The 26,613-nt window shown below is 44.7% G+C and carries 23 protein-coding genes and 1 tRNA gene; 8 read left to right on the top strand and 16 right to left on the bottom strand.

Annotated elements, in window-relative coordinates; genetic code table 11:
- Positions 1-24: 24 nt before the first annotated feature.
- The 3 genes from purD (at position 25) to ABD744_RS15395 (ending at position 3,724) form a co-directional block, all read left to right on the top strand.
- Complete coding sequence (gene purD / locus ABD744_RS15405) at positions 25-1,314, top strand: phosphoribosylamine--glycine ligase (protein ID WP_344799427.1); 1,290 nt, start codon at positions 25-27, stop codon at positions 1,312-1,314.
- A complete protein-coding gene (locus tag ABD744_RS15400; RefSeq protein WP_344799426.1) occupies positions 1,256-2,290 on the top strand; it encodes a hypothetical protein in 1,035 nt (344 codons plus the stop codon). Before purD ends, ABD744_RS15400 begins: the two co-directional genes overlap by 59 nt.
- A 411-nt stretch (positions 2,291-2,701) precedes the next feature.
- A complete protein-coding gene (locus ABD744_RS15395) occupies positions 2,702-3,724 on the top strand; it encodes a hypothetical protein (RefSeq protein WP_344799425.1) in 1,023 nt (340 codons plus the stop codon).
- Between the two features lie 43 nt (positions 3,725-3,767).
- On the opposite strand, the gene gspD is transcribed toward ABD744_RS15395, so the two are convergent.
- The 6 genes from gspD to ABD744_RS15365 form a co-directional block, all read right to left on the bottom strand.
- Entirely contained in the window at positions 3,768-5,720 is a 1,953-nt protein-coding gene (gene gspD / locus ABD744_RS15390) for a type II secretion system secretin GspD (protein ID WP_344799424.1), read from the bottom strand.
- Between the two features lie 24 nt (positions 5,721-5,744).
- Positions 5,745-6,623: a type II secretion system protein GspC gene (gspC, locus tag ABD744_RS15385; protein ID WP_344799423.1), complete on the bottom strand. Its 879-nt coding sequence runs from the start codon at positions 6,621-6,623 to the stop codon at positions 5,745-5,747.
- Between the two features lie 36 nt (positions 6,624-6,659).
- Positions 6,660-7,421, bottom strand: a complete 762-nt coding sequence (gspN, locus tag ABD744_RS15380; protein WP_344799422.1) for a type II secretion system protein N — start codon at positions 7,419-7,421, stop codon at positions 6,660-6,662.
- 252 nt (positions 7,422-7,673) lie between these two features.
- Positions 7,674-9,323 (bottom strand): chaperonin GroEL, encoded by a 1,650-nt coding sequence (groL, locus tag ABD744_RS15375; RefSeq protein WP_344799421.1) that lies wholly within the window; start codon positions 9,321-9,323, stop codon positions 7,674-7,676.
- A gap of 74 nt (positions 9,324-9,397) precedes the next feature.
- Complete coding sequence (locus tag ABD744_RS15370) at positions 9,398-9,688, bottom strand: co-chaperone GroES (protein ID WP_344799420.1); 291 nt, start codon at positions 9,686-9,688, stop codon at positions 9,398-9,400.
- Positions 9,689-9,836: 148 nt separating this feature from the next.
- Positions 9,837-10,334 (bottom strand): FxsA family protein, encoded by a 498-nt coding sequence (locus tag ABD744_RS15365; protein WP_344799419.1) that lies wholly within the window; start codon positions 10,332-10,334, stop codon positions 9,837-9,839.
- Between the two features lie 60 nt (positions 10,335-10,394).
- On the opposite strand from ABD744_RS15365, the gene ABD744_RS15360 reads away from it, so the two are divergent.
- On the top strand, positions 10,395-10,718 hold the full coding sequence (locus ABD744_RS15360) for an MGMT family protein (protein ID WP_344799418.1): 324 nt from the start codon (positions 10,395-10,397) through the stop codon (positions 10,716-10,718).
- A gap of 66 nt (positions 10,719-10,784) precedes the next feature.
- Here ABD744_RS15360 and ABD744_RS15355 read toward each other — a convergent pair whose 3' ends face one another.
- The gene (locus ABD744_RS15355) at positions 10,785-12,128 is read right to left on the bottom strand and encodes an AmpG family muropeptide MFS transporter (RefSeq protein ID WP_344799417.1); all 1,344 of its coding nucleotides are present in this window, start codon (positions 12,126-12,128) and stop codon (positions 10,785-10,787) included.
- A gap of 369 nt (positions 12,129-12,497) precedes the next feature.
- Between ABD744_RS15355 and ABD744_RS15350 the strand changes: the two genes are divergently transcribed.
- The 4 genes from ABD744_RS15350 (at position 12,498) to ABD744_RS15335 (ending at position 17,296) form a co-directional block, all read left to right on the top strand.
- On the top strand, positions 12,498-13,502 hold the full coding sequence (locus ABD744_RS15350) for a GGDEF domain-containing response regulator (protein ID WP_344799416.1): 1,005 nt from the start codon (positions 12,498-12,500) through the stop codon (positions 13,500-13,502).
- A 296-nt stretch (positions 13,503-13,798) separates the two neighbouring features.
- The gene (locus ABD744_RS15345; RefSeq protein ID WP_344799415.1) at positions 13,799-14,704 is read left to right on the top strand and encodes a ketopantoate reductase family protein; all 906 of its coding nucleotides are present in this window, start codon (positions 13,799-13,801) and stop codon (positions 14,702-14,704) included.
- Between the two features lie 8 nt (positions 14,705-14,712).
- A complete protein-coding gene (locus ABD744_RS15340) occupies positions 14,713-16,728 on the top strand; it encodes an ATP-binding protein (protein WP_344799414.1) in 2,016 nt (671 codons plus the stop codon).
- 13 nt (positions 16,729-16,741) lie between these two features.
- Positions 16,742-17,296 carry a cob(I)yrinic acid a,c-diamide adenosyltransferase gene (locus ABD744_RS15335; protein WP_344799413.1) on the top strand — a complete coding sequence of 185 codons (555 nt, stop codon included), beginning with the start codon at positions 16,742-16,744 and terminating at the stop codon, positions 17,294-17,296.
- A gap of 79 nt (positions 17,297-17,375) precedes the next feature.
- Here ABD744_RS15335 and pnp read toward each other — a convergent pair whose 3' ends face one another.
- From pnp to secG, 9 genes are all read right to left on the bottom strand, one after another.
- Positions 17,376-19,472 (bottom strand): polyribonucleotide nucleotidyltransferase, encoded by a 2,097-nt coding sequence (gene pnp, locus ABD744_RS15330; protein ID WP_344799412.1) that lies wholly within the window; start codon positions 19,470-19,472, stop codon positions 17,376-17,378.
- A 59-nt stretch (positions 19,473-19,531) separates the two neighbouring features.
- Complete coding sequence (rpsO, locus tag ABD744_RS15325) at positions 19,532-19,801, bottom strand: 30S ribosomal protein S15 (RefSeq protein ID WP_344799411.1); 270 nt, start codon at positions 19,799-19,801, stop codon at positions 19,532-19,534.
- A 114-nt stretch (positions 19,802-19,915) separates the two neighbouring features.
- A complete protein-coding gene (gene truB / locus ABD744_RS15320; protein WP_344799410.1) occupies positions 19,916-20,893 on the bottom strand; it encodes a tRNA pseudouridine(55) synthase TruB in 978 nt (325 codons plus the stop codon).
- 21 nt (positions 20,894-20,914) lie between these two features.
- Positions 20,915-21,319, bottom strand: coding sequence for a 30S ribosome-binding factor RbfA (gene rbfA / locus ABD744_RS15315; protein ID WP_344799409.1), 405 nt, complete (start codon positions 21,317-21,319; stop codon positions 20,915-20,917).
- Positions 21,320-21,443: 124 nt separating this feature from the next.
- The gene (gene infB / locus ABD744_RS15310; RefSeq protein ID WP_344799408.1) at positions 21,444-23,963 is read right to left on the bottom strand and encodes a translation initiation factor IF-2; all 2,520 of its coding nucleotides are present in this window, start codon (positions 23,961-23,963) and stop codon (positions 21,444-21,446) included.
- Positions 23,964-23,989: 26 nt separating this feature from the next.
- Positions 23,990-25,474, bottom strand: coding sequence for a transcription termination factor NusA (nusA, locus tag ABD744_RS15305; RefSeq protein WP_344799407.1), 1,485 nt, complete (start codon positions 25,472-25,474; stop codon positions 23,990-23,992).
- Between the two features lie 27 nt (positions 25,475-25,501).
- Complete coding sequence (gene rimP, locus ABD744_RS15300; RefSeq protein WP_344799405.1) at positions 25,502-25,960, bottom strand: ribosome maturation factor RimP; 459 nt, start codon at positions 25,958-25,960, stop codon at positions 25,502-25,504.
- A 182-nt stretch (positions 25,961-26,142) separates the two neighbouring features.
- Positions 26,143-26,229: transfer RNA gene (locus ABD744_RS15295), tRNA-Leu, on the bottom strand.
- 15 nt (positions 26,230-26,244) lie between these two features.
- Complete coding sequence (gene secG, locus ABD744_RS15290) at positions 26,245-26,613, bottom strand: preprotein translocase subunit SecG (protein WP_344799404.1); 369 nt, start codon at positions 26,611-26,613, stop codon at positions 26,245-26,247.

Below are 26,613 nucleotides of genomic sequence, written 5' to 3'. Positions count from 1 at the left end.
CTATCAGGAAGAAGAGAGAACATCATGAAAGTATTGGTGATTGGTTCAGGCGGTCGTGAGCATGCCCTTGCATGGAAAGCAGCAAAAGCTGAAAACGTTGAACAGGTATTTGTAGCTCCGGGCAACGCAGGTACCGCACTGGAACCAAATCTAACAAACGTTAATATTGACGTTCTTGATCAGAATAAGCTGGTTGCCTTTGCTCAAAAAGAAGCCATTGACCTGACCATTGTTGGCCCGGAAGCGCCATTAGTCGAAGGTCTGGTAGATCGTTTTGAGCAAGAAGGCTTAAAAGCATTTGGCCCAACGAAAGGCGCAGCTCAACTGGAAGGCTCTAAAGCATTCACAAAGGATTTCCTGGCTCGTCATAACATCCCAACGGCGGAGTATCAGAACTTTACTGAAATCGAGCCAGCGGTTGCTTATGTTAAAGAAAAAGGCACACCGATTGTTATTAAAGCGGATGGGCTGGCTGCAGGTAAAGGCGTAATCATCGCACAAACCGAGCAAGAAGCCATTGATGCCATCGAAGACATGCTGGCCGGAAACAAGTTTGGCGATGCCGGCTCTCGCGTAGTGGTTGAAGAGTTTTTGACCGGTGAAGAAGCAAGCTTCATCGTTATGGTGGATGGTACTGACATCTTGCCATTAGCTTCTTCGCAAGATCACAAAGCACGCGATAATGGCGACCAAGGGCCAAACACAGGTGGTATGGGTGCGTATTCACCTGCGCCAGTCGTAACTCAGGACATTCATGACCGCATCATGCGCGAAGTCATTGTGCCTACCGTTCAGGGTATGCAGGATGAAGGCAACCGCTACCGTGGCTTCCTATACGCAGGCATCATGGTTGCTGAAGACGGCACACCAAAAGTTCTTGAATACAACTGCCGTTTCGGTGACCCTGAAACACAGCCAATCATGCTTCGCTTAAAGTCTAATTTGGCGGATCTTTGTCTCTCAGCCATTGATGGTCAACTGGCCTCCACTACCGTTGAGTGGGACGAAAGAGCCTCTGTAGGTGTGGTTTTAGCTGCAGGCGGCTATCCTGAAGCGTATAAGAAAGGTGATATAATCACTGGTCTGCCGCAACAGGAAGTTGAAGGGATTAAGGTTTTCCATGCAGGTACCGCTGAACATGAAGGCAATACAGTTACCAATGGTGGTCGCGTATTATGCGCTACAGCACTGGGTAATACTGTGTCTGAAGCTCAGCAAAAAGCCTATTTACTGGCGAAACAAATTAACTGGGACGGTGTTTACTACCGTACAGACATCGGCTATCGCGCAATCGCTCGCGAAGAAAACAGCTAGTTTCCTTTTAGGCATTGCATGGGTAAGAAACACCATCTCCGGTGTTTCTTACCGGCTTTTATCCTCCGCTGAATTATCATTCTTACATTCGCCAACCCGCCATATCTTCATTAGACGGCTGTTCTTTTGTACGTGTTTTTTAACGTTAGTCGAAGTCCCCTTATCATCTGCCGATGAAGCACCGACCATCATCACCTTACCGGCCATCGAAAACATCACCAACGAACAAGATCAGTACTTTATTGACCTACTCCACTTGGTGCTCAAAGCCACAGAAGAGGAATTCGGCCCCTATGAAATTCAATACTTAAACTCCACGATTCCTCAAACACGCGCAGTATTGATGCTTCAATCCAATCACAGAATTAACCTGCTCTGGACCATGACCTCCAAACAGAGGGAAACCAACCTCAAGGCCATTCGAAGACCCTTACTTAACGGTTTATTCGGCCTGAGAATTTTTATTATTAACCGGGAAGACCAGCCTACCTTTAATAAAATTCGTTCATTGGATCAACTGAAAAAACTCAAAGCTGGTCAAGGGCGGTATTGGCCAGACACAAAGATATTAAAGACCAATGGATTAAAGGTCGTTGAAAGCCCCAGTTATCAGTCTCTGTTTTCCATGCTTAAAGCCCGTCGCTTCGACTATTTTCCAAGAGGTGTTTCTGAGCCTTGGGGCGAACTCAGCCATTTAAATGACCCCGAACTGGTCGTTGAAAAACGACTGTTACTTCGCTACCAGGCCCCTGTGTACTTCTTTGTAAATCAATCAAATGATGCCTTGTACAGGCGGCTTGATACCGGGCTTTCGCACATCAATAAAAATGGCAAACACCAATCTCTTTTTATGGCCCAAGCCTTTATTCAGCATATTCTGGATAAAGCAGATCTTAAAAACAGAGTGATTTTTGACTTAAACAACCCAGATATTTCACCCCCTAAGACAGCAGAAAACCTTCAATTCTGGCAATAACTCAGCCTAATTCCTGAAGCCTAAACCAGACCAATGGTCAGGCAGCCTTTGAATGACAGGCTATACTTTAACCTGTGTCTGCATAGGCATGGCGTTCTGTTAATAATTACAATATCAGGAGGATAAAATTATGGAACCCGAAATCTGCGTACCCCACAATGACAAAGAACAGAAAAATGTTCGTGCGTTAGCATGTTATTTTGAGGATCTCTATTATTGGTAATCTTTTAGGATAATGCCAATCAGCGATCCTAAACCCAAGAATTCCAAACGCCTGTGTTCTACATGAACAACAGGCGTTTTTAGTTGTGAATCGGTCACCTGTACCAAGCGTTCAACAATGAGTTTCATCAAGCCAAAACTCACTCTGCTACATTTATTAATAGGCACTTAATAAAGGCAGAATAACGAATGCGAGATATCCCTTCCTATCTAAAAGACTCCTCTGAAAGTGCACTTCCCTATCGATTTATATTAATCAGCTTGCTGTTAGGATGGACTTTGGCGGTATTTATCAGTTATCTGGCCATTAACCGAGACTCTCAAAAAGCCACTTCACGCCAGGTCAGCAACTACAACCTGGCAGACTGGGTGACATCAACCTCCAGTAAAATTAACCAAGCTCGCAATCTCACACTGCACCTTGCCCGAGATTATCAAACCGTGGAGTTTTTAGCCGACATAAATGAGCCTGCGGAGCACATATCCAATTACTGGGACAGCCATATTAAAGAAGCTCCTTACATCGAACGTATTGGTGTCGTCGAAGAAGAAACCAACGACTTATTCTATGTGGGTAAAGTTGAGCATACACCCACTGACTTCTCTGACATAGAAAACAAGTTATTAAGCTACTGGATGCAAGTCAGCCTATTAAACAACGATGATGTGCTGTTCAACTATTTGAGTGAATCCGGCCACAGCGATCAAAACACACAACAAGAGTTATTTCGATTTACAACACCAATACACTATGAAGATCTGCGGCTAGGCCATTTGTACATAGACATAAATATCAATGAGTTGCTCTCCGTCACCGCTAACGAACTTGGTGAACTAAGCCAAAATGTCATTATGCTGGACAGTTTAGGCAATTACGTTGCAGAGTCTAAGGCACTCAATAAAGATTGGTCAGCCAAAAGCGCATTCGTGGAAAATATTGGCTTTTACGACCCCGAACTTTGGCGCGCAATGAACGCCATGCTCTCAGGAAACCACAACGCATCATCACAGGAAACCTACTTCTCGAAAATTGATGTTCCCTGGTACGAAAACCAAATCAAGTATTTCTACTTGGTGGAGTTTAAAGAGAAGGCACTGCAGGCGAACGTTGCCAGCTTCGCCTCCCTGCCGATTCTCTTTATTTGGCTGATCGGTCTGTTCGGGTTTACCTTAGCCGTTTCAACGGTTAAACCAAAAAGCGCAGAGGCTTAGAACACCAAGCATAAAAAAGCCGACATCAAGTCGGCTTTTTTATTTATTCGTTTTCTTCAGGCTTATCTTTGGGTTTTATAAAGATTTCTCTTTGCCCTTCAAAAAATTCATCGTATGTAGGGGCAATCATTTCGATCTTAGTCTCTTCGTTTTCAAGACCTTGTTTGGCTTTGTAATTGTTATATTTTAACTCCCACAAACCTTCGTACTTCTTGTGTGTAATCGATTCAATATCTTCACGCGTACGCTGAATGGTTGGCCTTAAAAAGATAAGAAGGTTACGCTTTGTCTTAGAAATCTTAGTACTTTTAAATAAATTCCCCAACCAAGGAATATCACCTAATAAAGGCACCTTTTGAACATCCTCTGAAACCTCATCAGAAATTAAACCACCCAACACAACCGTTTGTTCATTATCCACCAAAATAGACGTCTTCAGTGTACGTTTATCCGTGACCAAATCCGTTGCACCTGAACTTGAGGTTACATTTACAGACTCAACTTCTTGTTCCACATCTAACAGAACAACATTTCCTTCCGTGATTTTAGGCACTACTTTTAAAGTCACACCCACATCTTGTCGCTCAATGGTTTGAAACGGGTTAGATGTTCCATCCCCCGAGGTGGTGGTAGAACCTGTGACAAACGGAACATTCTGGCCAACAACAATTTCTGCTTCTTGGTTATCTAAGGTCATGATACTTGGAGTAGATAACAAATTACTATTTGTTACGGCTTCCAAAGCCTGAATTAAAGCGCCCCATGTGAACTTACCTTCACCACCAACTCCACCAGTAAAACCACTGCTTGGCGTCAAAGTAGATGTGTTATCAGAAGTCAAAGCACCTAATACATCAGCAGTACTCACCCCAACGTTTGTAAAGTTGGTTCCTAAACCCGGGAAATCACCAAAACCACCCAAAGCCCACTGAATACCTAAATCATCTCCAATAATTCCCTGAACCTCGACAATGACTGATTCAATCAATACCTGCGCACGGCGGATATCCAACTGACGAATCACATCTTCCATTTCTGCCATATCCGACGGCGATGCTTTAATCACCAACGCATTCATGTCTTTGTCGGCAATAATATTGGCTTTTTGCTGACCTTTATTTTCTTTACCAGAACCTCCTGTAGTCACTAAACCTTTCAGAGTTTCAGCCACTTTCTCAGCATCTGCGTGATTCATGTAGATCACACGGGCAGAGCCGTCTTGTTTCACAGGTTGATCAAGACGATTGACCAAAGAAATAATTCTATTTCTTGCTGATTTTTCACCTTTAACAATCAGGCGATTGCTACGCTCATCCGCGACAACAGAAATGGTGCTGTTTTTGGATTTACCAACGTCCGGAATTAACTTTTCAAGAATGCCTTTAAGATCACCTACCCAGGCATGCTCTAGCTGAACAACTTCCAGCTCTTCACTTTCTGAGCTGTCCAGATTTTGAATAATCGCCATCATACGATCAATGTTGGTCACGTGATCACTGATGATCAAAGAGTTCGCAGATGCAACACCCGCTAAGTGACCATACTTGGCAACCATTGGCCGTAAAATCGGCACCAACTCAATGGCACTGGTATTGGTAACTTTTACGACGCGAGTAACAATCTCTTCACCTTTTTTACGATTTTTGGCATCAAACCCAGCACCCTCCTGCTTCACTTGGTTTTGCTGAATGACCTTAACAACAGTGCCGTTATCTACGGCGGTGTAACCATGCACCTGAAGCACAGACAGGAACAACTGATAAACTTCATCCGTGGGTAAGGCGGTATTCGATACCACAGTCACTTTGCCTTTGACTCTGGGATCAACCACGAAGGTTTTACCCGTAATGTCGGCGATCTGGCTGATTAACACCCGAACATCGGCTTCTTTAAGATTTACTTTCCAAGTATCTTGAGCAGCCATAGCTAAAGACGAAGTAACAAGCACAATACACAGTACGCTTGCCTTAACTACTCTATTTATTCCATAAAACATCTTAACACCCATACCTTAAACTTCTTATTTAAGCGGAACAGTTATTTCGAATTGGCGAGAACCACGTTCAACAACAACGCTCGCCTCTCCTTGCTCAAATACTTGATCTAAATATTCACCATCTGAACTGGTATCACCCACATCGATGCCATTCACGGATAAAATGACATCCCCTTTTTGAATGCCGTAACGTTCCATCGCCGGATTATGTCCAGAGAACCGATACCCCAAAGCCTGACCATCTTTACTCACAGGTTCAAAGCCTACCGCACCTAATGCACTTAGCGGGTTGGCTTGCCACTGTTTCTGCGCTGCAGCAGCAAACTGGTCTACGGTATTAATTTCTTCTTGCTGTTGAGCAACGTCTGGCTCAGCCTTTTCTTGAACTTCAAACAAGTCTTTGTCGTCATCAAAATACAACGCTTCCAAGCGACCGTTTCTGTTCAAAATCACGCGATCGGCCAATACTTGGTCTAAACGAACACCATTCTGAACGGTATCACCAACATGATAAAACTCTGCATCAGACTTTCCCTGTTCGGAAATAATGGCCGTCGACAAAGTGGTTTTCTGCCCGACAAACACCCCCAGCAACCTCAACCTTAGACGAGTTTTAGGGGCATCCACGACTTCTGTTTGAGCGACTTCTGTCACTTTAGGCGCTTCTCCAAACAAAATTTCGCTTGCAATACTGACACTCCTGCTGACCATAGAGCGCTTTGCATCTAGTCCAGTCGATGAACCAGCCGAAGCAACAATCTCGGGAATTGGCTCCGGTGCCACAACCAACCATACCGCCTTAGCCGCTATGTTCGACAACCACACGCACAACAGCAGAGTAACCACAACTTTTGCTGTTTTGGTTATCGTAAGCAACTTTTCAGGTGTTAAATTACTAATCATTCACAAACCAATAAATAGTTATCGCACTTTGATAAATTACCAAAGCTTCTCTCTCACTTGGAAAATAATGTCATCCGGTTGTTGATTTCCAACCCACGTTTGACCAACCAAGTCTACACTTCGCTTTTTAACCTTGACACCAGCCCAGCCTTTATTCATAACAAAGGCTGAAGCCAGGGCACTGCCATCGGCACCAGACATCACATCCAACGAAGCACCGTTTTCATCGCTTGTTAATTTACCAACAATATCAGGTAACTCTATGTTTTCGATACCTTTAGGACCGGGATAACTGGCTTTCGCGTCTTTCCACATCAGCCGCCCTTCCGCAAATTCAAAGACATTATTGTTATAGTCAAATCCTAAACCAAGGTTATACAAGCTAACAATGCCATTCCCGGTAACTTTCTGAACTTTTAAATACGGGTTTATAACGGGCACAGACAATGAGCCATTCAACTCTTGTATTTGTAAACGCTCGGAGGACACTTTCACCAAACCACTTAATTTTGTATGGCGATCTATTTGGGAGCTTATCTCTAACTCAGGACTTAAAGAAAATAAAGACCAAGGATTTAAACGCCAATTAGCATGCACTGACAAGTGTTGATAACCAATCGTCCCGGTTCCACGCCAAACCGTTCCGGTCAACGATGAAATTTTTACCGGTAAACCAGGAACATGCTCCTTCGCCAACTTCCATGCATAATGCGCAGGAAAGTTAATTACCAGAAAAAACGAAAACAACACCAATGTCAGCAGCACATACCAACGTGCCGCTTTAATTACTGACCACAAATGGAAACCCTCTAATTCAATCCTTGAGTCTAATTATTATTTTTACGTAGCGCTCTATTATAGAGACGACATGAACCAGCACAACCACCCTCTCGGGTAATTTGATCCTTTTTCGCCTTTGTTGCACATTTTGATCGATAATTGTCCCTTTCTATCGAACGCAATAGGCTAACTGTATCCTTATTAAATGACAAACATAAAAAAACCCTGCTTAAAAAGCAGGGTTTTTTGAAAGCGACAGTAGAGGGCTGATTACATCATGCCGCCCATACCGCCCATTCCACCCATTCCGCCCATATCAGACATAGCTGGAGCACCACCTTCTTGTGGAGCATCAGCAATCATCGCTTCAGTTGTGATCATCAGACCCGCAACAGATGAAGCCGCCTGTAGAGCAGAACGCGTTACTTTAACCGGATCAAGAATACCAAACTCGATCATGTCTCCGTATTCGCCTGCAGCAGCGTTATAACCGTAGTTACCTTCGCCACCCTTAACGTTTTCAAGGACAACTGAGCCTTCTTCACCACAGTTAGCAACGATTTGACGTAAAGGCGCTTCCAGTGCACGACGTGCCAGAGCAACACCTACGTTTTGATCTTCGTTCGCACCCAGAACTTCACCAGCTTTAGTTAATGCACGTACCAGTGCAACACCACCACCAGCAACCACACCTTCTTCAACTGCTGCGCGAGTTGCGTGAAGTGCATCATCAACACGAGCTTTCTTCTCTTTCATTTCTACTTCAGAAGCTGCGCCAACTTTAATCACAGCAACACCGCCTGCTAACTTAGCAACACGCTCTTGAAGCTTCTCTTTATCGTAGTCAGATGTAGACTGTTCAATTTCAGTACGGATCTGAGCAACACGAGCATTGATGTCATCTTTATCACCAGCGCCGTCAACGATTACTGTGTTTTCTTTAGTCAGAGTAACACGTTTCGCTGAACCCAAGTGCTCAAGCGTCGTTGTCTCAAGAGACATGCCAACTTCTTCTGAGATCACAGTACCCGCAGTCAGAATCGCGATGTCCTGAAGCATTGCTTTACGACGATCACCAAAACCAGGCGCTTTAACTGCAGCAACTTTAACGATACCGCGCATGTTATTCACAACAAGCGTCGCAAGTGCTTCGCCTTCAACGTCTTCAGCAATGATCAATAGTGGGCGAGATGCCTTAGCAACGGCTTCCAGTACCGGAAGAAGATCACGGATGTTTGCAATTTTCTTGTCAACCAAAAGAATGAATGGGTTTTCAAGTTCCGCACTCATTGTTTCCTGGTTGTTAATGAAGTATGGAGACAGGTAGCCGCGATCGAACTGCATACCTTCTACAACGTCCAACTCGTCTTCGAAACCAGAACCTTCTTCTACAGTGATAACACCGTCTTTACCTACTTTTTCCATTGCGTCTGCGATAACAGTACCCACTGCGTCGTCAGAGTTAGCAGAAATCGTCGCAACCTGTTTGATTGCGTTGTAGTCAGAACATGGTGCTGCCATTGTCTTAAGTTCTTCAACAACCGCTGCAGACAACTTGTCGATGCCGCGCTTAAGATCCATCGGGTTCATGCCCGCCGCAACAGATTTCAAACCTTCATTAACGAATGCCTGAGCAAGAACGGTCGCTGTAGTAGTACCGTCACCCGCCTGATCATTCGCTTGTGAAGCAACTTCTTTAACCATTTGAGCGCCCATGTTTTCAAACTTGTCGCTCAATTCAATTTCTTTCGCTACAGAAACACCGTCTTTAGTCACTGTTGGTGCGCCGAAAGATTTATCTAAAACAACGTTACGACCTTTAGGGCCTAATGTTGTTTTTACTGCGTCTGCCAAAACATTTACGCCTGCCAACATTTTTTGGCGTGCATCATTTCCAAATATTACGTCTTTAGCTGCCATTTCTATTTACCTGTATAAATATATCCATTCAACTGATCCGGCTTCATAGGATCAGTCCATTCATTTTTATAGGATTAAGCTTCAACCACACCAAAGATTTCAGCTTCGCTAAGAACTAGTAGCTCTTCGCCTTCAACTGTTACTGTGTTCTGTACGTAGCCGCCGAACAACACAGTGTCGCCAACTTTCAAATCAACTGGACGAACGTCGCCATTATCCAGAACACGACCATTACCTACCGCCAAAACTTCACCTTGATTTGGCTTTTCAGTCGCAGAACCAGGTAGAACGATGCCACCAGCAGATTTAGTCTCTTCTTCCTTACGACGTACAACTACACGATCACCTAGAGGACGAATTTTCATCGATAAGTGTCTCCCACTTAAAACGTTAATATTGATAGAAATACGCTGTTTATCAGCGCAAATTTTAGATAGTTCTTTATCTTGGGACTCGGGGAATAATTTCAAGGGCAAAAAATGAAAAAAATTTAAATTTCTGACGATTTTTTCATTATTTATCTTTGCGCTCGAACTCACCCTCAATCACGCCATTCACGGACTTTGGTCGCTCAGAGGTTTGAGTTCGGGTCTGCTGCTGGGTAAACACACTGTTTAAGTCCGGTGAGGATGTCTGAGTATAGATGGATTGCGTCGCCACAAACTGCATGCGCTTCATAGCAAACGCGATGTACATATGACGCGTACCCGGCAGCAGACAAGAGAAACCGATAACATCCGTCACCAAACCAGGTGTTAACAGAAGTGCACCACCGACAGCTAATACGATGCCTTCCACCATTTCTTTGGCAGGCATTTGACCACTGGACAGTTTTAAGTTTGCTCGGCTCAAAGTTTTTAAACCTTGTTGGCGCAAAAGGTTTACACCAATGAAAGCAGTTCCTAGAATCAGTGCCACCGTAGGCCAAATCCCAAGCCAGCTTCCCAGTTTCAACAAAATAACCAACTCGATGACCGGCAGAGTACAAAACAACAAAAACAACCAACGCATATGAACACCAAACCTTAATGGACTTAAATGTCAGGCAAATACCTATATAGGAATTATGACGTGAATGACTCTAGACAACAATTTAATGATGCCGTTCTCTATATATTGGGACAAATTCCGAAAGGTAAAGTCACCAGCTACGGAAAAATTGCACAACTGGCCGGATACCCAAATCATTCCAGACATGTGGGCCAGGTTTTAAAACACCTGCCTAACGACTCAAAGCTGCCTTGGCATCGGGTAATCAATGGCCAGGGAAAAATCTCTTTCCCCAAAGACTCGGCGAAATATCAAGTTCAGTCCGATCGGCTCAAAGCGGAAAACATCATTCCACTGAATGACAAAATAAATATGAAGGTGTACGGCTGGCCCCAAGAATCATAGACACACGCCTGATCATAAACCCACCAATGAAACGAGCCATAACTTTCATGCCTTCCCCTGGTAAATCTATGCGGCATTCGTCGAGCGGGAAATCACATAATCAGAATCCGACTTACTCCAGGGCGCTACTCTGAACAGCAGTAACATTCCCGGCACAGCACTCGCCGTACAAAATAAGAAGAAGTTCGTCCACCCCAAACCATCCAAAGGAAATCCAATAAAATTCATGATTGAATACGCTAAAGGATTTTCACTGGCATCGGCCCCTTCCACCAAATACCCGGTCAGGGCATTCGCAAATGTTCGAGGTAAGGCCGCAATAGCGGTAAATAACGCAAACTGGGTGGCTGTGTAATTTCTGTTGGTCGACCTTGCGATGAACGCTACAAACGCAGCAGTTCCTAACCCTACCCCCAAATACTCCAGCGAAATAACCATGGCCAGCACCCATAAGTTATTACCTACTTCAGCCAGCACCGCAAACCCAAGAATCGTAATAATTTGCACAAGCCCAAACAGCCACAGCGATTTATTGATGCCAATTTTAACCATCAGTAAACCGCCTAACAACCCTCCAATGATCGCTGGCCACAGAGCTGCATGTTTGGCAACTAAGCCTATCTCCGTTAAGTTAAAACCCAGGTCAATGTAAAATGGGGTTGATAGCGCGGTCGCCATGCTATCGCCTAATTTATAAAGAAAGATAAACGCCAGTATTTCCAACGCGGGAAAACGCCCCAGACGTTTAAAAAACTCTTTAAAAGGTTCAACAACCGCATCTTTTATCGTCAGCGGGGGCTTACCTCCCCCTTCAGGCTCTTTGACCATCAAGGTCATACCAATGCCCACCAACATAAATAGCCCGACAATCACATACACCCAAAGCCAAGGCAGATGATCGGCCAATATCAGCGCAAGTGAGCCCGGAATCAGACCCGCTATTCGATAAGCATTAACATGTATCGAATTTCCGAGCCCCAGTTCATGATCCGGTAGAATTTCTCGCCGATAAGCATCAAGAACTATGTCCTGGCTGGCGCTGAAGAAAGCAATGGCCGCAGCCAGGTAGGCGATGGACCACAACGAGTCCAGTGGATTAAATAAACCCATAAGCGCCATAGATACCAGAAGAAAAACCTGGGTGATCAACATCCAGCCTCGTCTGCGCCCAAGAAAAGGAGGCACATACCGATCCATCATGGGAGACCAGATAAACTTCCAGGTATACGGCAAGCCAATTAACGCAAACAAACCAATTTCTTTCAGGCTGACCGCTTCACTTCTAAGCCAGGCAGGTATCAATGTGTACACAAAATACAAAGGAAGGCCTGAAGTAAAGCCGGTGAAAATACAAATCAGCATTCTTCGGTTAAATAAAGCCTCTCGAAAGACTCCTGCTCGGTTTCCCAACTTATATCCCTTTTAATAAACAGACCCATTTTCGTCAGGTAAACTGGCTGAGCTATACCAAACACAAAACAATCACTACCACACAGACAAACAAAAACTCAAACAGCAAAAAAGGCAGCTTTATCTGAAAAGCCCCAACTTTGACCCCAACCTTTTCCTGAAAATTGCCCGATATGTTAACCTTGTCAGACTTTTAGTAATTGAGCATAGACTCATTTTTTTTTAATGGTACATTATTTTCAACAGAGCGTTGCAATAACAACACCAATAAAGCAAAGCCTATTAATAAAAACTCATTATTATAAAAACAATACCTGGACTCACAGGAAGTGCGTACCTTTAAGTAGTAGGGCCCATGGGGACACCATTATGACAGACACATCACTGCCCATCGTTGTTGTAGACGATGCGAAATTTTCAGGCGCTATCGTCGAACGAACACTTAAAAAAGCAGGATACACTAACATACGTGTCGCCAGCCACCCATCACAAGCGTTGGACTATTTAAAAGCAGAACCTGCCCGATTGCTCATTGCGGATTGGATGATGCCAGACATGGACGGGCTTACCCTTGCCCAGCGTATCCGCCAGATGGATCAAAAGAAACTTCACTTTACTTACATTCTGCTCCTCACAGGTAAAGAAAGTCCGGAAGCACTCTCTCACGCTTTCAGCCAAGGCGTTGATGACTTCATTTATAAATCCGACATGCACCAACAGCTGGTTCCAAGAGTTTCTGCCGCTGCACGAACTACCAATATGTTGAACTTGCTGATGCGAAATAACACAACGCTGAAGAAGAATGTTCAGGTACTGGAACGTTGCAATCATACGGATTTGTTAACCGGCCTGGGCAACAAACGGTTGACACTGAAAACACTGACTAACTCCATCAAGCAAGTGGAAAGCCGACAAGGCGCAGTGAGCTGTATCGTGTTCAACTTGGATAACATTGATGAGATTGAGCAACATCATAAAGGGCCAATTGCGCAAGAGATGGTAAAAGGCGCCGCTCAAAGACTTCAAAACCTGGTACGCCCTCTTGATGTAGTTACCCGCTTAAGCAAAAACCAGTTTGCAGTCATCACCATGCAAGAATCTACCGATGTAGGCGGACCGACGGCTTTCAAACGGATCTACGATGGCATCGCCAGCAAACCTTATCCAACCCCTGCTGGTTATTTAAACCTGAAGGTCAGTGGTTCCATGATCAGCGCAGAGCGTTTAGGCAACATGCCAACCGCACAGCAGCTATTGACCAGCACAATTGCCAACTTAAGCATCGCCAGAGAAAAGAACGGTATTCACGGTACCCAATGGCATATACAGTCCCAGCCGCTGGATAACTTTCCAAGCGCTATCGCCGCCTCGTAAAACCCTCACTCTCAACAAACAACCTGCTTGTCCCTCAGTCAGGCAGGTTTCAGCAAATACAATTCGTTAGTGCATCTCACCCTTCCAACCTTTTTTCAAACCATCAGGATCGACAAGTTACCCAAAAGGCATTAAATTTCCTTTCTTGTCAGCGACCCACTATAGTCCACAACACTGGACAGATATTTGTTTTACGACGTTAGAACTTTAACTATCAGACAAGTAACACTAAAGATACTGAGTGAGTGCAACCGTAACACCTCTTTTCAATAGCGTCTTTCAAAGGAACATAATTAGTGACACCGAACAACCAGCAGTGGCATATCGCAGGGCCAGGAGCGATAGGGCTTTTATATCACTACAAAGTTTCAGAACTCAGTAATTTTTGTCACAGCCAAACTCCTTACCTGATTAACAGGTCACTCAACAACTCGTTTGAAAAATACACATTTATCAACCTGCAACAAGAAGCGCAGCAAATACCAGCCAAGTGGTTTAAAGGCCAACACATCATTCATAAACTCGTCGTCACCACCAAAAGCCACCAGGTTATCCAATGCCTGGAGTCACTCACACCTTACCTAGCAAACCACTGTCAAATTATTTTATTACACAATGGGTTAGGCGTTCAGCAACAAGTTACGGCGCGCTGGCCGGAGTTCGATGTATTTTTTGGCTCTTCCACCGAAGGGGTCTGGAAATCCAGCGACAACACCGTTCATCATGCAGGAAATGGCATAACAACCTTCGGCAGGGAACATCCACAGAAGCCTGAATGGTGGGGGGAGGAAATATCGAAACTGCCCAACAGCCAGTGGTCGCCCGATATCTTATCTCAACTCCACAATAAAGTAGCCGTTAACGCATCAATCAACCCACTCACGATCCTGTTTGAGTGTAAAAACGGAGAGTTACTCAGCAATGAAGACCGCCTTCAATTGCTCGATCAGCTCTCTGAAGAAAGCAGGCTTGTTTTAAAGTCCGAAGGCTATGATATTCCTTCAATGAAATATATCGTCCGTGACATTGCCAGAAAAACAGGTCAGAACTACTCTTCCAGTTATCAGGACTGGAAACACAAAAGAACAACAGAACTCTCCAACATGAATGGATACATAATGAATCTGGCTAAAAAACATGGACTCTCAACCCCGACTCATGACAAAGTGATGAATGACGTTGCAACCAAAGCCAGTATTTAATATTTCTCATGAGTAATCGACTTAAAAGCTACTTTTCGCACAGGACAATCAGTCAAAAACTGCTGTTCATGTTAATCGTCACAGGCATTGTTACTGCAACCCTTTGTACTCTGATTGCCGCCAGCATTTGGCGATTTGTTATCCACAGCCAAATAGAACCAGATTACACCCACAACCTCAAAGTCATCAGCGAATTAAGTCAAAATATCGATGAGCTCAACAAACAGCTTCCTACCCTACTGGCCGTCGATAGCCACGCCATAGACACCAAACTCATTGCAACATTCGATGAGCAAGGCAACCTGCTTGATCAGCTAAGCCTCAACAACCTCCCCTTACCTGCCAAGCAACTGCATGAGCTGTACGCATATTATTTAAAGCAAGGTCGGTTCTCTCCCGAAGTAGTAAGTCTCAAGCTAAAAAACGGCACTCCCTATACGTTACTGGTCTTGTACAAATACAAAACAGAAGTATTATTCAACAGCAAGTTCTTACTTATGTTGATTAGCCTTTTTCTTGCGGCCATTCTTCTGATTCGCATCATCCAAATGCAAAGCCGTAGGTGGCTGATTGATCCGGTACTGCACTTGAAAGCCGTCACTCATCAGGTCTCTTCATATCAAAACTATAATGTCCGTGCGAATAAAGTTTTCTTCGACGAAATCGGCAATCTGGTGGATGCATTCAACACCATGCTGAGCCAAATCCAGGCTAGAGATCACCTTCTTACCGACGCTAGAGACAAGGCAAATCGCTCACAAAAAAAAGCCGAAGTATCGACAAATGAAATCAAGAAAACCAACATCCGGTTAGAAGAGGAGGCCCGAGTCAGATCTGCCATGGAGCGAAAGCTACTTGAATTCCAGGATTTCCTAAATGGCATTATTAACTCCATGCCTTCGATTATGATTGCCCTCACCCCGAAATACCGTATCACGCTGTGGAATCAACAAGCAGAAAAACTAACCTCCATTTCTGCTGGGCAGGCCATTAATCATCGCATTGATGACGCCTTCCCTTTTATGCTGTTTTATTTAGATTTAGTGCACCAAGCCAGTAAGACCGGTCAGGTTCAAACAGTAAGCCAAGCCGAAATTAAAATATCAGGGATCACCCGTTTTTATTCCATCATGATTTACCCGTTAAAAGGTCGGGGGCAACAGGATGTTGTTATTAAACTGGACGACATCACAGATCAAAAGCACCTTCAGGAACTGGTCGTACAGTCAGAAAAGATGATGTCATTAGGCGGTTTAGCCGCTGGTATGGCGCATGAGATTAATAATCCTTTGGGCGGGATTTTACAAAATGTTCAGAATCTAACACGTAGGCTATCGGCCGGTTTACCTAAAAATCAGCAAATCGCTGACGACCTTGGCTTAAGCATGACAACCATTGAAGAATATTTAAAAGCAAGGGAAATCCCAAGCCTGATTGAAAACATCACACACGCAGGACACCGGGCCGTCGACATCGTCACCAATATGCTCCAATTCAGCCGCAACGCCGCACCTGAACTTGAGCAGTGCGACCTCAATGAACTGACCCGACAAGCACTTCAAATTGCGCGAACTGAAACCACGTTCCATGAATTACAAGCGGAAAGCGGTCTGATTATTTCAGAGCTTTACGATCCCGAGCTGCCCACAATACCTTGCATACCCAGCGAAATAGAACAAGTCATCATCAATTTACTGAAGAATGCCGCTCAGGCTTTGTCTGAGTATGGCTGCCCCAGCGGCACGCCTGAAATCAAACTGAATGTTCAACAACAAGAGACCTATGCCGTCATAGAAGTTATTGATAACGGCATAGGAATGGACGATGATACTCGCAGACGCGTATTTGAACCCTTTTTTACCACCAAAGATGTGGGCAAAGGAACAGGCCTCGGTCTATCGGTATCCTACTTTATTATATCCAGTCATCACCACGGTATTCTGGACGTTCAATCCGAACCAGGTAAAGGGGCACACTTCAGTATCAGGCTTCCAATTCGACCGTTGAGACTTCAACTCGACTAACCCCGGAACAATTATGGCAGACAGATTAACCAAGATCACAACGAAAGGCGGCGATAAAGGCAAAACCTCCATTGCCGACGGCAAAAGACTGAACAAGTTTGACGACAGAATCATTGCCATCGGAGAAATTGACGAACTGAATTCATCCATCGGTGTTGCATTTACTGAATTATCGGACAAAGCCAATACTCAACCGTTTGCAGCAATGCTTCTGAATATACAACACGACCTGTTCAATCTTGGCGGCGAGTTAGCCATGCCCGGCCATGAAGTATTTCAGCAAACCAGTTTGGACGAACTGGAAAAACTTTCAGATCAATTGAACGAACAACTCCCACCACTGAAAGAATTTATTCTGCCTTCTGGCTCAAAAAGTGTTGCTTACACTCATCTTAGCCGAGCTATCTGCCGAAGAGCAGAAAGGCAGGTTGCCCTGCTTTCAACCAAAGAATCCGTTCGGCCACTGCTTTTACAGTACATCAATCGATTATCAGATTTTCTCTTTATCCTTGCACGCAGTTTAGGCAAGCTAGAAGGCCAAACCGAAATCATGTGGCAAAGAAATTAACACATAAAAATCAAATAAAAGACAAAATTCAGACATAAAAAAACCGCTCAATGAGCGGTTTTTTCAGACTCTCAAGAAATTAACCTTGAGCTTCTTCAAGATCTTTCATAGTCAATTTAACTCGACCACGTTGATCAACGTCCAGAACCTTAACCTTAACTTCCTGACCTTCAGAAAGAACGTCTGAAACTTTTTCAATGCGCTCATTCTTGATCTGCGAAATATGAACCAGACCTTCTTTACCAGGAAGGAAAGCAACGAAAGCACCAAAGTCAACAATCTTGCTTACTTTACCGTTATAGATAGCACCGATTTCAGCTTCAGCAGTAATTCCTTCGATACGAGCAATGGCGGCGTCTGCACCTGAGCGATCATCAGCGAATACTTTGATGTTACCATCGTCGTCAATATCGATAGACGCGCCTGTTTCTTCAGTAATTGAACGGATTGTAGCGCCGCCCTTACCGATCACATCACGAATCTTATCAGGATGGATCTTAATGGTATCCATCACTGGTGCATTCTCAGACAATTTAGCGCGAGGCTCTTCGATGACTTTATTCATTTCACCAAGAATATGGATACGAGCGTCATTAGCCTGAGCAAGCGCAATTTCCATAATCTCGTCAGTGATGCCCTGAATCTTAATGTCCATCTGAAGCGCTGTAATACCTTCATCAGTACCAGCTACTTTAAAGTCCATATCGCCCAAGTGGTCTTCATCACCAAGAATATCAGTTAATACAGCAAAACGGTCGCCATCTTTAATCAGACCCATAGCAATACCTGCTACTGGCGCCTTAAGAGGTACACCGGCATCCATAAGTGCCAAACTCGCACCACAAACACTTGCCATTGAAGAAGAACCGTTAGATTCTGTAATTTCAGAAACAACACGCAATGTGTATGGGAATTCTTCTTCTGTTGGCACCATCGCCTGAACACCACGACGAGCCAAACGACCATGACCGATTTCACGACGGCCCGGGCTGCCCATACGACCACACTCACCTACAGAATACGGAGGGAAGTTGTAGTGGAATAAGAAAGGATCGCGCTTGTCACCTTCCAGAGCATCAAACATCTGAGCGTCACGAGCAGTACCCAAAGTTGTTGTAACGATCGCCTGAGTTTCACCACGTGTGAACAAAGCAGAACCGTGAGTCTTAGGCAACACACCTACTTCAACGTTGATTGGACGAACCGTTTTGTTGTCACGGCCATCAATTCGTGATTCACCACTTAGAACGCGCTCACGAACCGTTGATTTCTCAACAGAACCAAATACACCAGAAACTTCTGCTGCACTTGCCTGTCCATCTTCGTCGCCTGCAAGTTCTTCAGTTGCAGCACTACGAAGTTCAGATAAACGGCTATAACGCTCCATTTTATCTGTAATTTGATAAGCTTCAGCAATTTGAGCGCCGAACTTAGCCAAAATTTGATCTTTTAACTCTGTATTTTCAGCAGGAGCTTGCCACTCCCATACAGGGTTATTTACTTCAGCTGCAAACTCTTTAACAGCCTGAATAACAACTTGTTGCTCTTGGTGCGCAAACAAAACAGCACCCAGCATTTCGTCTTCTGTTAGCTCTTCTGCTTCGGACTCAACCATAAGCACAGCGGAATCAGTACCGGATACAATCATATCCAACAGTGACGTTTCCAGCTCTTCGATGCTTGGGTTAAGGATGTAACCATCTTCATCAGTGAAGCCAACACGGGCTGCACCAATTGGGCCATTAAACGGCGCACCAGAGATAGCTAAAGCTGCAGACGTACCGATCATAGCAGCGATGTCCGGGAACGACTTTTTGTCAGCAGACATCACAGTACAAACAACTTGTACTTCGTTCTTAAATCCTTTCGGAAACAGAGGACGAACCGGACGGTCAATCAAACGAGAAGTTAGAGTTTCAAACTCAGAAGGGCGACCTTCACGCTTCAAGTAACCACCAGGGATTCGTCCTACTGCGTAGAACTTCTCCTGATAATGAACTGACAAAGGAAAGAAATCCTGACCAGGTTTAGCGTCCTTACTTGCAACCACAGTTACTAGAACACTAGTTTCGCCCATTGTAACCATTACAGCACCAGAAGCCTGACGCGCGATGCGGCCAGTTTCGATAGTGACCGTTTCTTTTCCGTATTGGAATGTTTTAGTAACCGGATTCACGGTTTAATATCCTTTATCTAATTAATATCAATTATTGAAGAAGTTCGCTGTCGTTAAAATTAACGACGTAGACCTAGACGCTTGATCAAAGCAGCATAGCGGTCATGGTTTTTCTTGTTCAGGTAGTCCAACAGCTTACGACGCTGGTTTACCATGCGAATCAAACCACGACGTGAGTGATGGTCTTTGTGGTTCGCTTTAAAGTGCGACTGAAGACCTTCAATGTTTGCTGTTAGCAAAGCAACCTGAACTTCTGGAGAACCAGTATCACCTTCAGATTGCTGATAGTCTTTTACGATTTGCGCTTTTTGATCTGCACTTAGTGCCATAATTACTTACTCCAAATTAAAACATGCTTAATGAGTTTTGATAACGGTCATCCGTTACTTGGAAAATCAAGCCCGTGCATGTTTACAGACCGATTCACCTTACCGAGATTAAACCTAGGCTATAGGTTCAAACTCTGCCATATTAACCAACCGTTTAGGTTGCAAAATATAACCTGGTAACCAATTTGCCACCCCTAAATAAAAAGGCTGGTTTTTATCAGACTGCACATTATACAGTCTTAATAGCTCTTGAGTAGGTTTTTTATCATTGGCAGTCAAGACTGCCTCAAAACCGGCAACCTGTTCGCTGGTCATGTTCACTTGCTGCCCTAATAACACACGCTGCGTCTGAACTTCATCCAAATAAACGGCGGGCATATCATCAAGACCGGTATCCGACTTCAACAGCGCATCCACTCTGATTTGTTCAGATTGCAAGTCGTCCAACGTTAAAGCATCTTCGATCTTAAAGGGGCCAGTGGCGGTGCGTCTTAATTCTTCTACATGCGCACCACAACCTAACGCCTCACCGATATCCCGCACCAAAGAACGAATGTAAGTCCCTTTGGTACAACTGACTTCCAACTCTAGGTGCTCATCTTCAATTCGCAATAACTTAAGGGTTTTAATAGTAACGCGCCGAGGCTCAATATCAACCACCTTGCCCTGTCGAGCCAACTTATACAGAGGCTGACCATCACGCTTCAGAGCAGAATACATCGGAGGGACTTGATCAATTGGTCCACGGAACTCAGCTAACGCTTTTTCCACGATGCTTTCGGTCAATTCAGGAATTGGACGATCCTCAACCACTTCCCCCTCAGCATCTTCTGTGGTGGTGGTTTGCCCAAGCTTTGCCCGAGTGATATAGGTTTTATCGGCATCCAGCAAAAACTGACTGAACTTAGTGGCCTCTCCTAAACATACCGGCAATAAGCCCGTAGCAAGAGGGTCCAAAGCACCTGTATGACCGGCTTTTTTTGCGGTATATAGCCAACGAACTTTCTGAAGCGCCTGATTAGACGATAGTCCTTTGGGCTTATCCAATAAAACAATGCCGTTTATTGATAAACCTTTACGTTTTCTTGCCATAATTACAACTGGATCTACTGCTTAATCTTGATCTGAATCATCGCGTCGGGCACTGTCTTCCCGAATCGCCTGTTCAATTAACGAAGAAACTTTCATACCGTTTTCAAGCGTATCATCAATGAAGAACCGTAGTTCAGGCGTAGTCCTGGCACGGAACGACTGGCCAATTTTGGTACGCAGGAAACCCGCCGCATTGTTCAGCACTTTCAGCGCATCTTTATTCGCTTCAGCTTTCGCTTCTTCAGTCTGCGCTCCAAACGCCATGACCGTAATAAAGACATCGGCATAACCGAGATCACGGCTGACGCGCACTTCCTGAACCGTCACCATCCCCAAACGAGGATCTTTTATTTCAAACTGAATAAGCTGGGCAAGTTCCTTTTGAAGGAAATCACCCACCCGATCAGTACGAGCATATTCTTTCATTCTAATTACTACCTATAAAAACAAGAAAAGCTCGAAGTAAGGTTTACACCTTAACTCCGAGCAATTCTCTAAGACTTTCACTCCTAATCACTCATACGAGCCATAGAAAAGTGAGTCACCTTGCTTAAAGAGTACGTTCGACCTGAACGCTCTTGAAGACTTCAATCTTATCGCCTGGCTTAACATCTGTGTAGTTCTTAACACCGATACCACACTCAAAGCCATTACGAACTTCATTGACGTCATCTTTAAAGCGACGCAGAGATTCCAGCTCACCTTCATAGATAACCACGTTATCACGAAGCACTCGAATCTTATCGTTACGGAAGATCGTTCCTTCAATTACCATGGAACCGGCAATCGAGCCAAACTTAGGTGAACGGAACACATCACGTACTTCAGCAACACCTACAATCTCCTCACGGAATTCAGGAGCCAACAGACCTGTCAGTGCCTGTTTAACATCATCAATGATGTTATAGATGACTGAGTAGTAACGCAGATCTACTTCTTCACGCTCAATAATCTCTCTAGCGGAGTTATCTGCACGCACGTTGAAGCCGAAGATGATGGCATTAGAAGCCAATGCAAGGTTAGCATCAGTTTCGCTGATTCCACCCACACCGCTGCTAATAATACGAACCGCCACTTCATCGGTAGACAAATCCTGCAGAGAAGTTGTAATTGCTTCCAAAGAACCACGTACATCGGTCTTCAGAACAATGTTCAACTCGCTAACTTCACCTTTGCCCATGTTCTCAAAGATGTTTTCAAGCTTAGAAGCTTGCTGACGCGCCAGCTTAACTTCACGGTATTTACCTTGACGGAAGTTAGCCACTTCACGCGCTTTCTTCTCACTCGGCACAACAATGAATTCGTCACCTGCAGCAGGCGTTCCATCCAAGCCCAGAATTTCAACCGGAATGGAAGGCCCGGCTTCATCAATTGGCTGCCCGTTTTCATCAACAAGTGCACGAACACGACCAAACTGCTGGCCAGCAAGCACGATATCACCTTTCTTCAGGTTACCCGCCTGAACAAGTACCGTTGCAACAGAACCACGTCCGCGATCCAGTTTAGACTCAACGACAATACCTTTAGCAGGGCCTTGAGCCGGCGCTTTAAGCTCTAACAATTCAGCCTGAAGCAGAACTGAATCCAGTAGTGCCTCAATGCCTTCTCCACTGTGAGCAGACACATTCACAAACTGAACATCACCACCCCAATCTTCAGGGATAACTTCTTCTTGTGCCAGTTCGTTCTTAACACGATCCGGATCAGCACCTTCTTTATCAATCTTGTTTACGGCAACGACCAGAGGCACCTCAGCTGCACGGGCATGCTGAATAGCTTCTCTTGTCTGAGGCATCACACCATCATCCGCAGCAACAACCAGAATTACGATATCCGTTGCTTTCGCACCACGAGCACGCATTGCAGTAAATGCGGCATGTCCAGGCGTATCCAGGAAGCTGATCATGCCATGACCAGTTTCTACGTGGTACGCACCAATGTGCTGAGTAATACCACCAGACTCACCGGAAGTTACGCTGGCTTTACGAATATAGTCAAGAAGCGACGTCTTACCATGGTCAACGTGACCCATCACAGTTACAACTGGTGCACGAGGCGTTTCTTCAGTTGAATACTCAACATCTTCTGTAACTTCAAACTCTACTGCGTTATCACGAAGTAGCTTAAAGGTATGCCCCATCTCTTCAACAATCAACTGAGCAGTGGCTTGATCCAGCACTTCATTAATTGTAACCATAGAGCCCATAGAGAACATGACTTTGATTACTTCAGCTGCTTTCACAGACATCTTCTGAGCCAAATCACCAACGGTGATTGTTTCAGGCACACTAACTTCACGAACGATTGGTGCTGTCGGCATAGCAAAAGCGTGTTTATTTGAATCTTTACGCTTTTTCTTAGGGCGACGCATACGTGACTCACCGAATTCATCATCAATATGAATTCGGCCGGCACCACCTTTGGATTTGTGCTCAGTGCGTTTTCTGCTTTCTTCAGTTTTTGCTCCGGCACCTTTTTTAGATGCTGGCGGAGTAGATTGCTTATTATGCACTTTCTTAGGACGATCCTTTTTAGCTTCTTTCTTTGGCTGATCCGCAGGCGCTTGAGTTGCTTCTGCTTTTGAAGGTGCTTCTGCTGGAGCTGCCGGGGCCGGTTCAGCGGCCTTTTCTTCAGCAACGGTTTCAGGTGCTGATACTTCCTCAACAGGTGTTTCAACCACCGGAGTTTCTACCGGTGCCTGTACTGTTTCTTCTACCTGAGGCTCAGCAGCCACTGGAGCTTCTGCTTTCTCTTCTGTTTCAACTGCATCAACAGGTGTGCGTTTAACGTATGTACGCTTTTTGCGCACTTCTACGTTAACGGTTTTGCCACGACCGGCTGGGGCTTTGATGGTTGATTTGGTCTTACGCTGAAGCGTAATTTTTTTAGGTGAACCGTCGTTATCACCGTGACTGCGTTTTAAGTGGTCCAGCAAGGATTGCTTTTCCACTTCAGTCACCATTTCCGACTCAGATTTTTGGGTCAAGCCCGCATCTTTCATTTGAGAGAGCAGTTTATCGGTTGGTACACCAACCACCTCGGCCAACTGTTTTACTGTCAATTCTGCCATAGCTTGGTATTACTCCTTCGTCAGCCTTACGCTTCATCTTCAAACCAATGAGCACGAGCTGCCATAATAAATTTCGCAGCCAACTCTTCGTCGGTTATCACTTTAATATCCATCAAATCATCAACAGACTGCTCTGCCAGATCATCCAACGATTTAACACCGGCTTGGCTTAAAGCAAGCGCAATATCATGATCCATCCCTTCAATTGCAAGGACAGCTTCATCGAGACCCTCTTCAGAAGTCAGTTCATTATTCAAAAGAGAGTCTTTAGCTCGAGCACGCAATTCAATGATTGTATCTTCATCCAATCCATCAATCTCAAGCATTTCTTCAAGAGGAACATAAGCTACTTCTTCCAGACTACTAAAGCCCTCTTCAACCAAGAAGTCAGCAAAATCCTCATCCACATCAAGGCCATTAACAAAGGTACTTATCAAGCTGGAATGCTCTGCCTTTTGCTTTTGACCTGCTTCTTCTTCTGTCATCACATTCAATGACCAACCTGTTAATTCGCTGGCCAACCGAACGTTTTGTCCGCCTTTACCAATCGCTTTAGCAAGGTTATCTTCAGAAACTGCAACATCCATCGTGTGAGTATCTTCATCAATAACAATGGAAGCTACTTCAGCCGGGGCCATTGCATTAATAACTAATTGCGCCGGATTATCATCCCAAAGGACAATATCAATACGCTCACCGCCCAGTTCATTCGATACCGCCTGAACACGAGAACCTCGCATACCAACACAAGCACCCACAGGGTCGATACGTTTGTCGTTGGTTTTAACAGCGATTTTCGCTCTTAAACCAGGATCACGAGCAGCACCCTTAATTTCAATGACTTCTTCTGCAATTTCAGGCACTTCGATGCGGAACAACTCAATCAACACCTCTGGTGCTGAACGACTCAGCATCATACGTGGGCCACGAGTGTCTTCTTTAATGCACTGCAACAAAGCACGTACACGCTCACTGATACGAAATGATTCTCGACCAATCAATTGATCACGAGGCAATTCGGCTTCAGCATTGTTACCTAAATCGATAAACAACTTATCACGGCCAACTTTCTTGACCACACCAGTTACCAATTCACCAACGCGCTCTTGGTATAAACCAACAATTTTCAGACGTTCGGCTTCACGTACTTTCTGAACAATAATTTGTTTGGCGGCCTGTGCACCAATACGGCCAAACTCAACGTTCTCAACCTGTTCTTCGTAAACGTCGCCTATCTGCAAAGAAGCATCTTTCTCAGCCGCTTCTTCCGTTGTAAACTCCGTCCCTAATTTTGCTACCTGGTCATCTGCAACCACGACCCAACGACGAAACGATTCAAAATCACCTGTCTTACGGTCAATGTTCACATAGATATCACTGTCTTCGTCTTCTTCGTAGCGTTTCCGAGTTGCCGTTGCCAACGCCAATTCCATTGCTTCAAAGATGATCTCGCGGTCCACTCCCTTTTCGTTAGAAACCGCTTCAGCTACCAGCAGAATTTCTTTTCCCATTTCACTCTACCCTTAAACTAATAACTGTCACTTAAACTGTGGCTCGACGTTGGCTTTTTCTATCGAGTCAATTGGCAAGCAATACTCATGATTGTCCACATGAACAACCACATCGCCCCCTTCCACACCGTTCAGACGCCCGGTAAACTTCCTGCGCCCTTCAAAAGGAAACCGTAACTTAACCGCCACGACTTCACCGATATACTTTTCAAACTGCTCCAGAGTGAATAACGGTCTATCCATTCCTGGAGACGAAACCTGCAAATCATATTCAGAGCTGATCGGGTCTTCTACATCCAACACCGCACTGATTTGACGACTAACTTTTGCGCAATCATCCACTTGGATGCCATTTTCATGATCAATAAATACACACAACACGGTATGTTTCCCCTGAGGAACGTATTCAATCCCCCAACAAACATAACCCAATGACTCGACAACCGGAGCCAACATTTCTTTTAACTGGTCAGTTTTGGTACTCAAATGCACCTTACTCCATACGTTCAAAAACAAAAAGTAGGAAAAAAAGAAATAAAAAATGGGCCTATAGCCCATTCCTTGAAATATTCTCCTGCTAGAAAAAAGCCCCTACTTGCGGGGCATTTTTCACATGACCTTTCAAGGCCGAGGCAATTATAGTCCTCACCCTTACTCAGGTCAATAATTGGTGCCGAAGGCCGGACTCGAACCGGCACGACCATACAGTCACCACCCCCTCAAGATGGCGTGTCTACCAATTTCACCACTTCGGCTTTAAGTTTCAGAGATTACTCTGAAACTTGAGGAACTTCATCTTCTGCTGTTTCAATCGCTGGTAATTCCGCAGCATCTTCAACAACAGGCGCTTCAACTTGTTCTTGCACCTGAGGTAAACCAGCTTGCTCTGCATTCTCTGCCTGCTTCTTAGCGTACATTGCTAAACCCAAGCTTGTAGCAAAAAATAAGATAGCCAATGTAGAAGTCGACTTAGTTAAAAAGTTACCAGAACCCTGACTTCCAAATACCGTTTGCGATGCACCGCCACCGCCGCCACCAAAAGCTGCGCCAGCATCAGCACCTTTACCTTGCTGAAGTAAAACGAGCGCTATAATAGCGACTGCAAATAAAACATGCAAACTCAATAAAACAACTTCCAT

Origin of the sequence: Litoribacillus peritrichatus (genome assembly GCF_039537985.1) — a bacterium.
Classification (GTDB): Bacteria; Pseudomonadota; Gammaproteobacteria; order Pseudomonadales; family Litoribrevibacteraceae; genus Litoribacillus; species Litoribacillus peritrichatus.
This window is presented reverse-complemented; position numbering and strand designations above follow the sequence as displayed.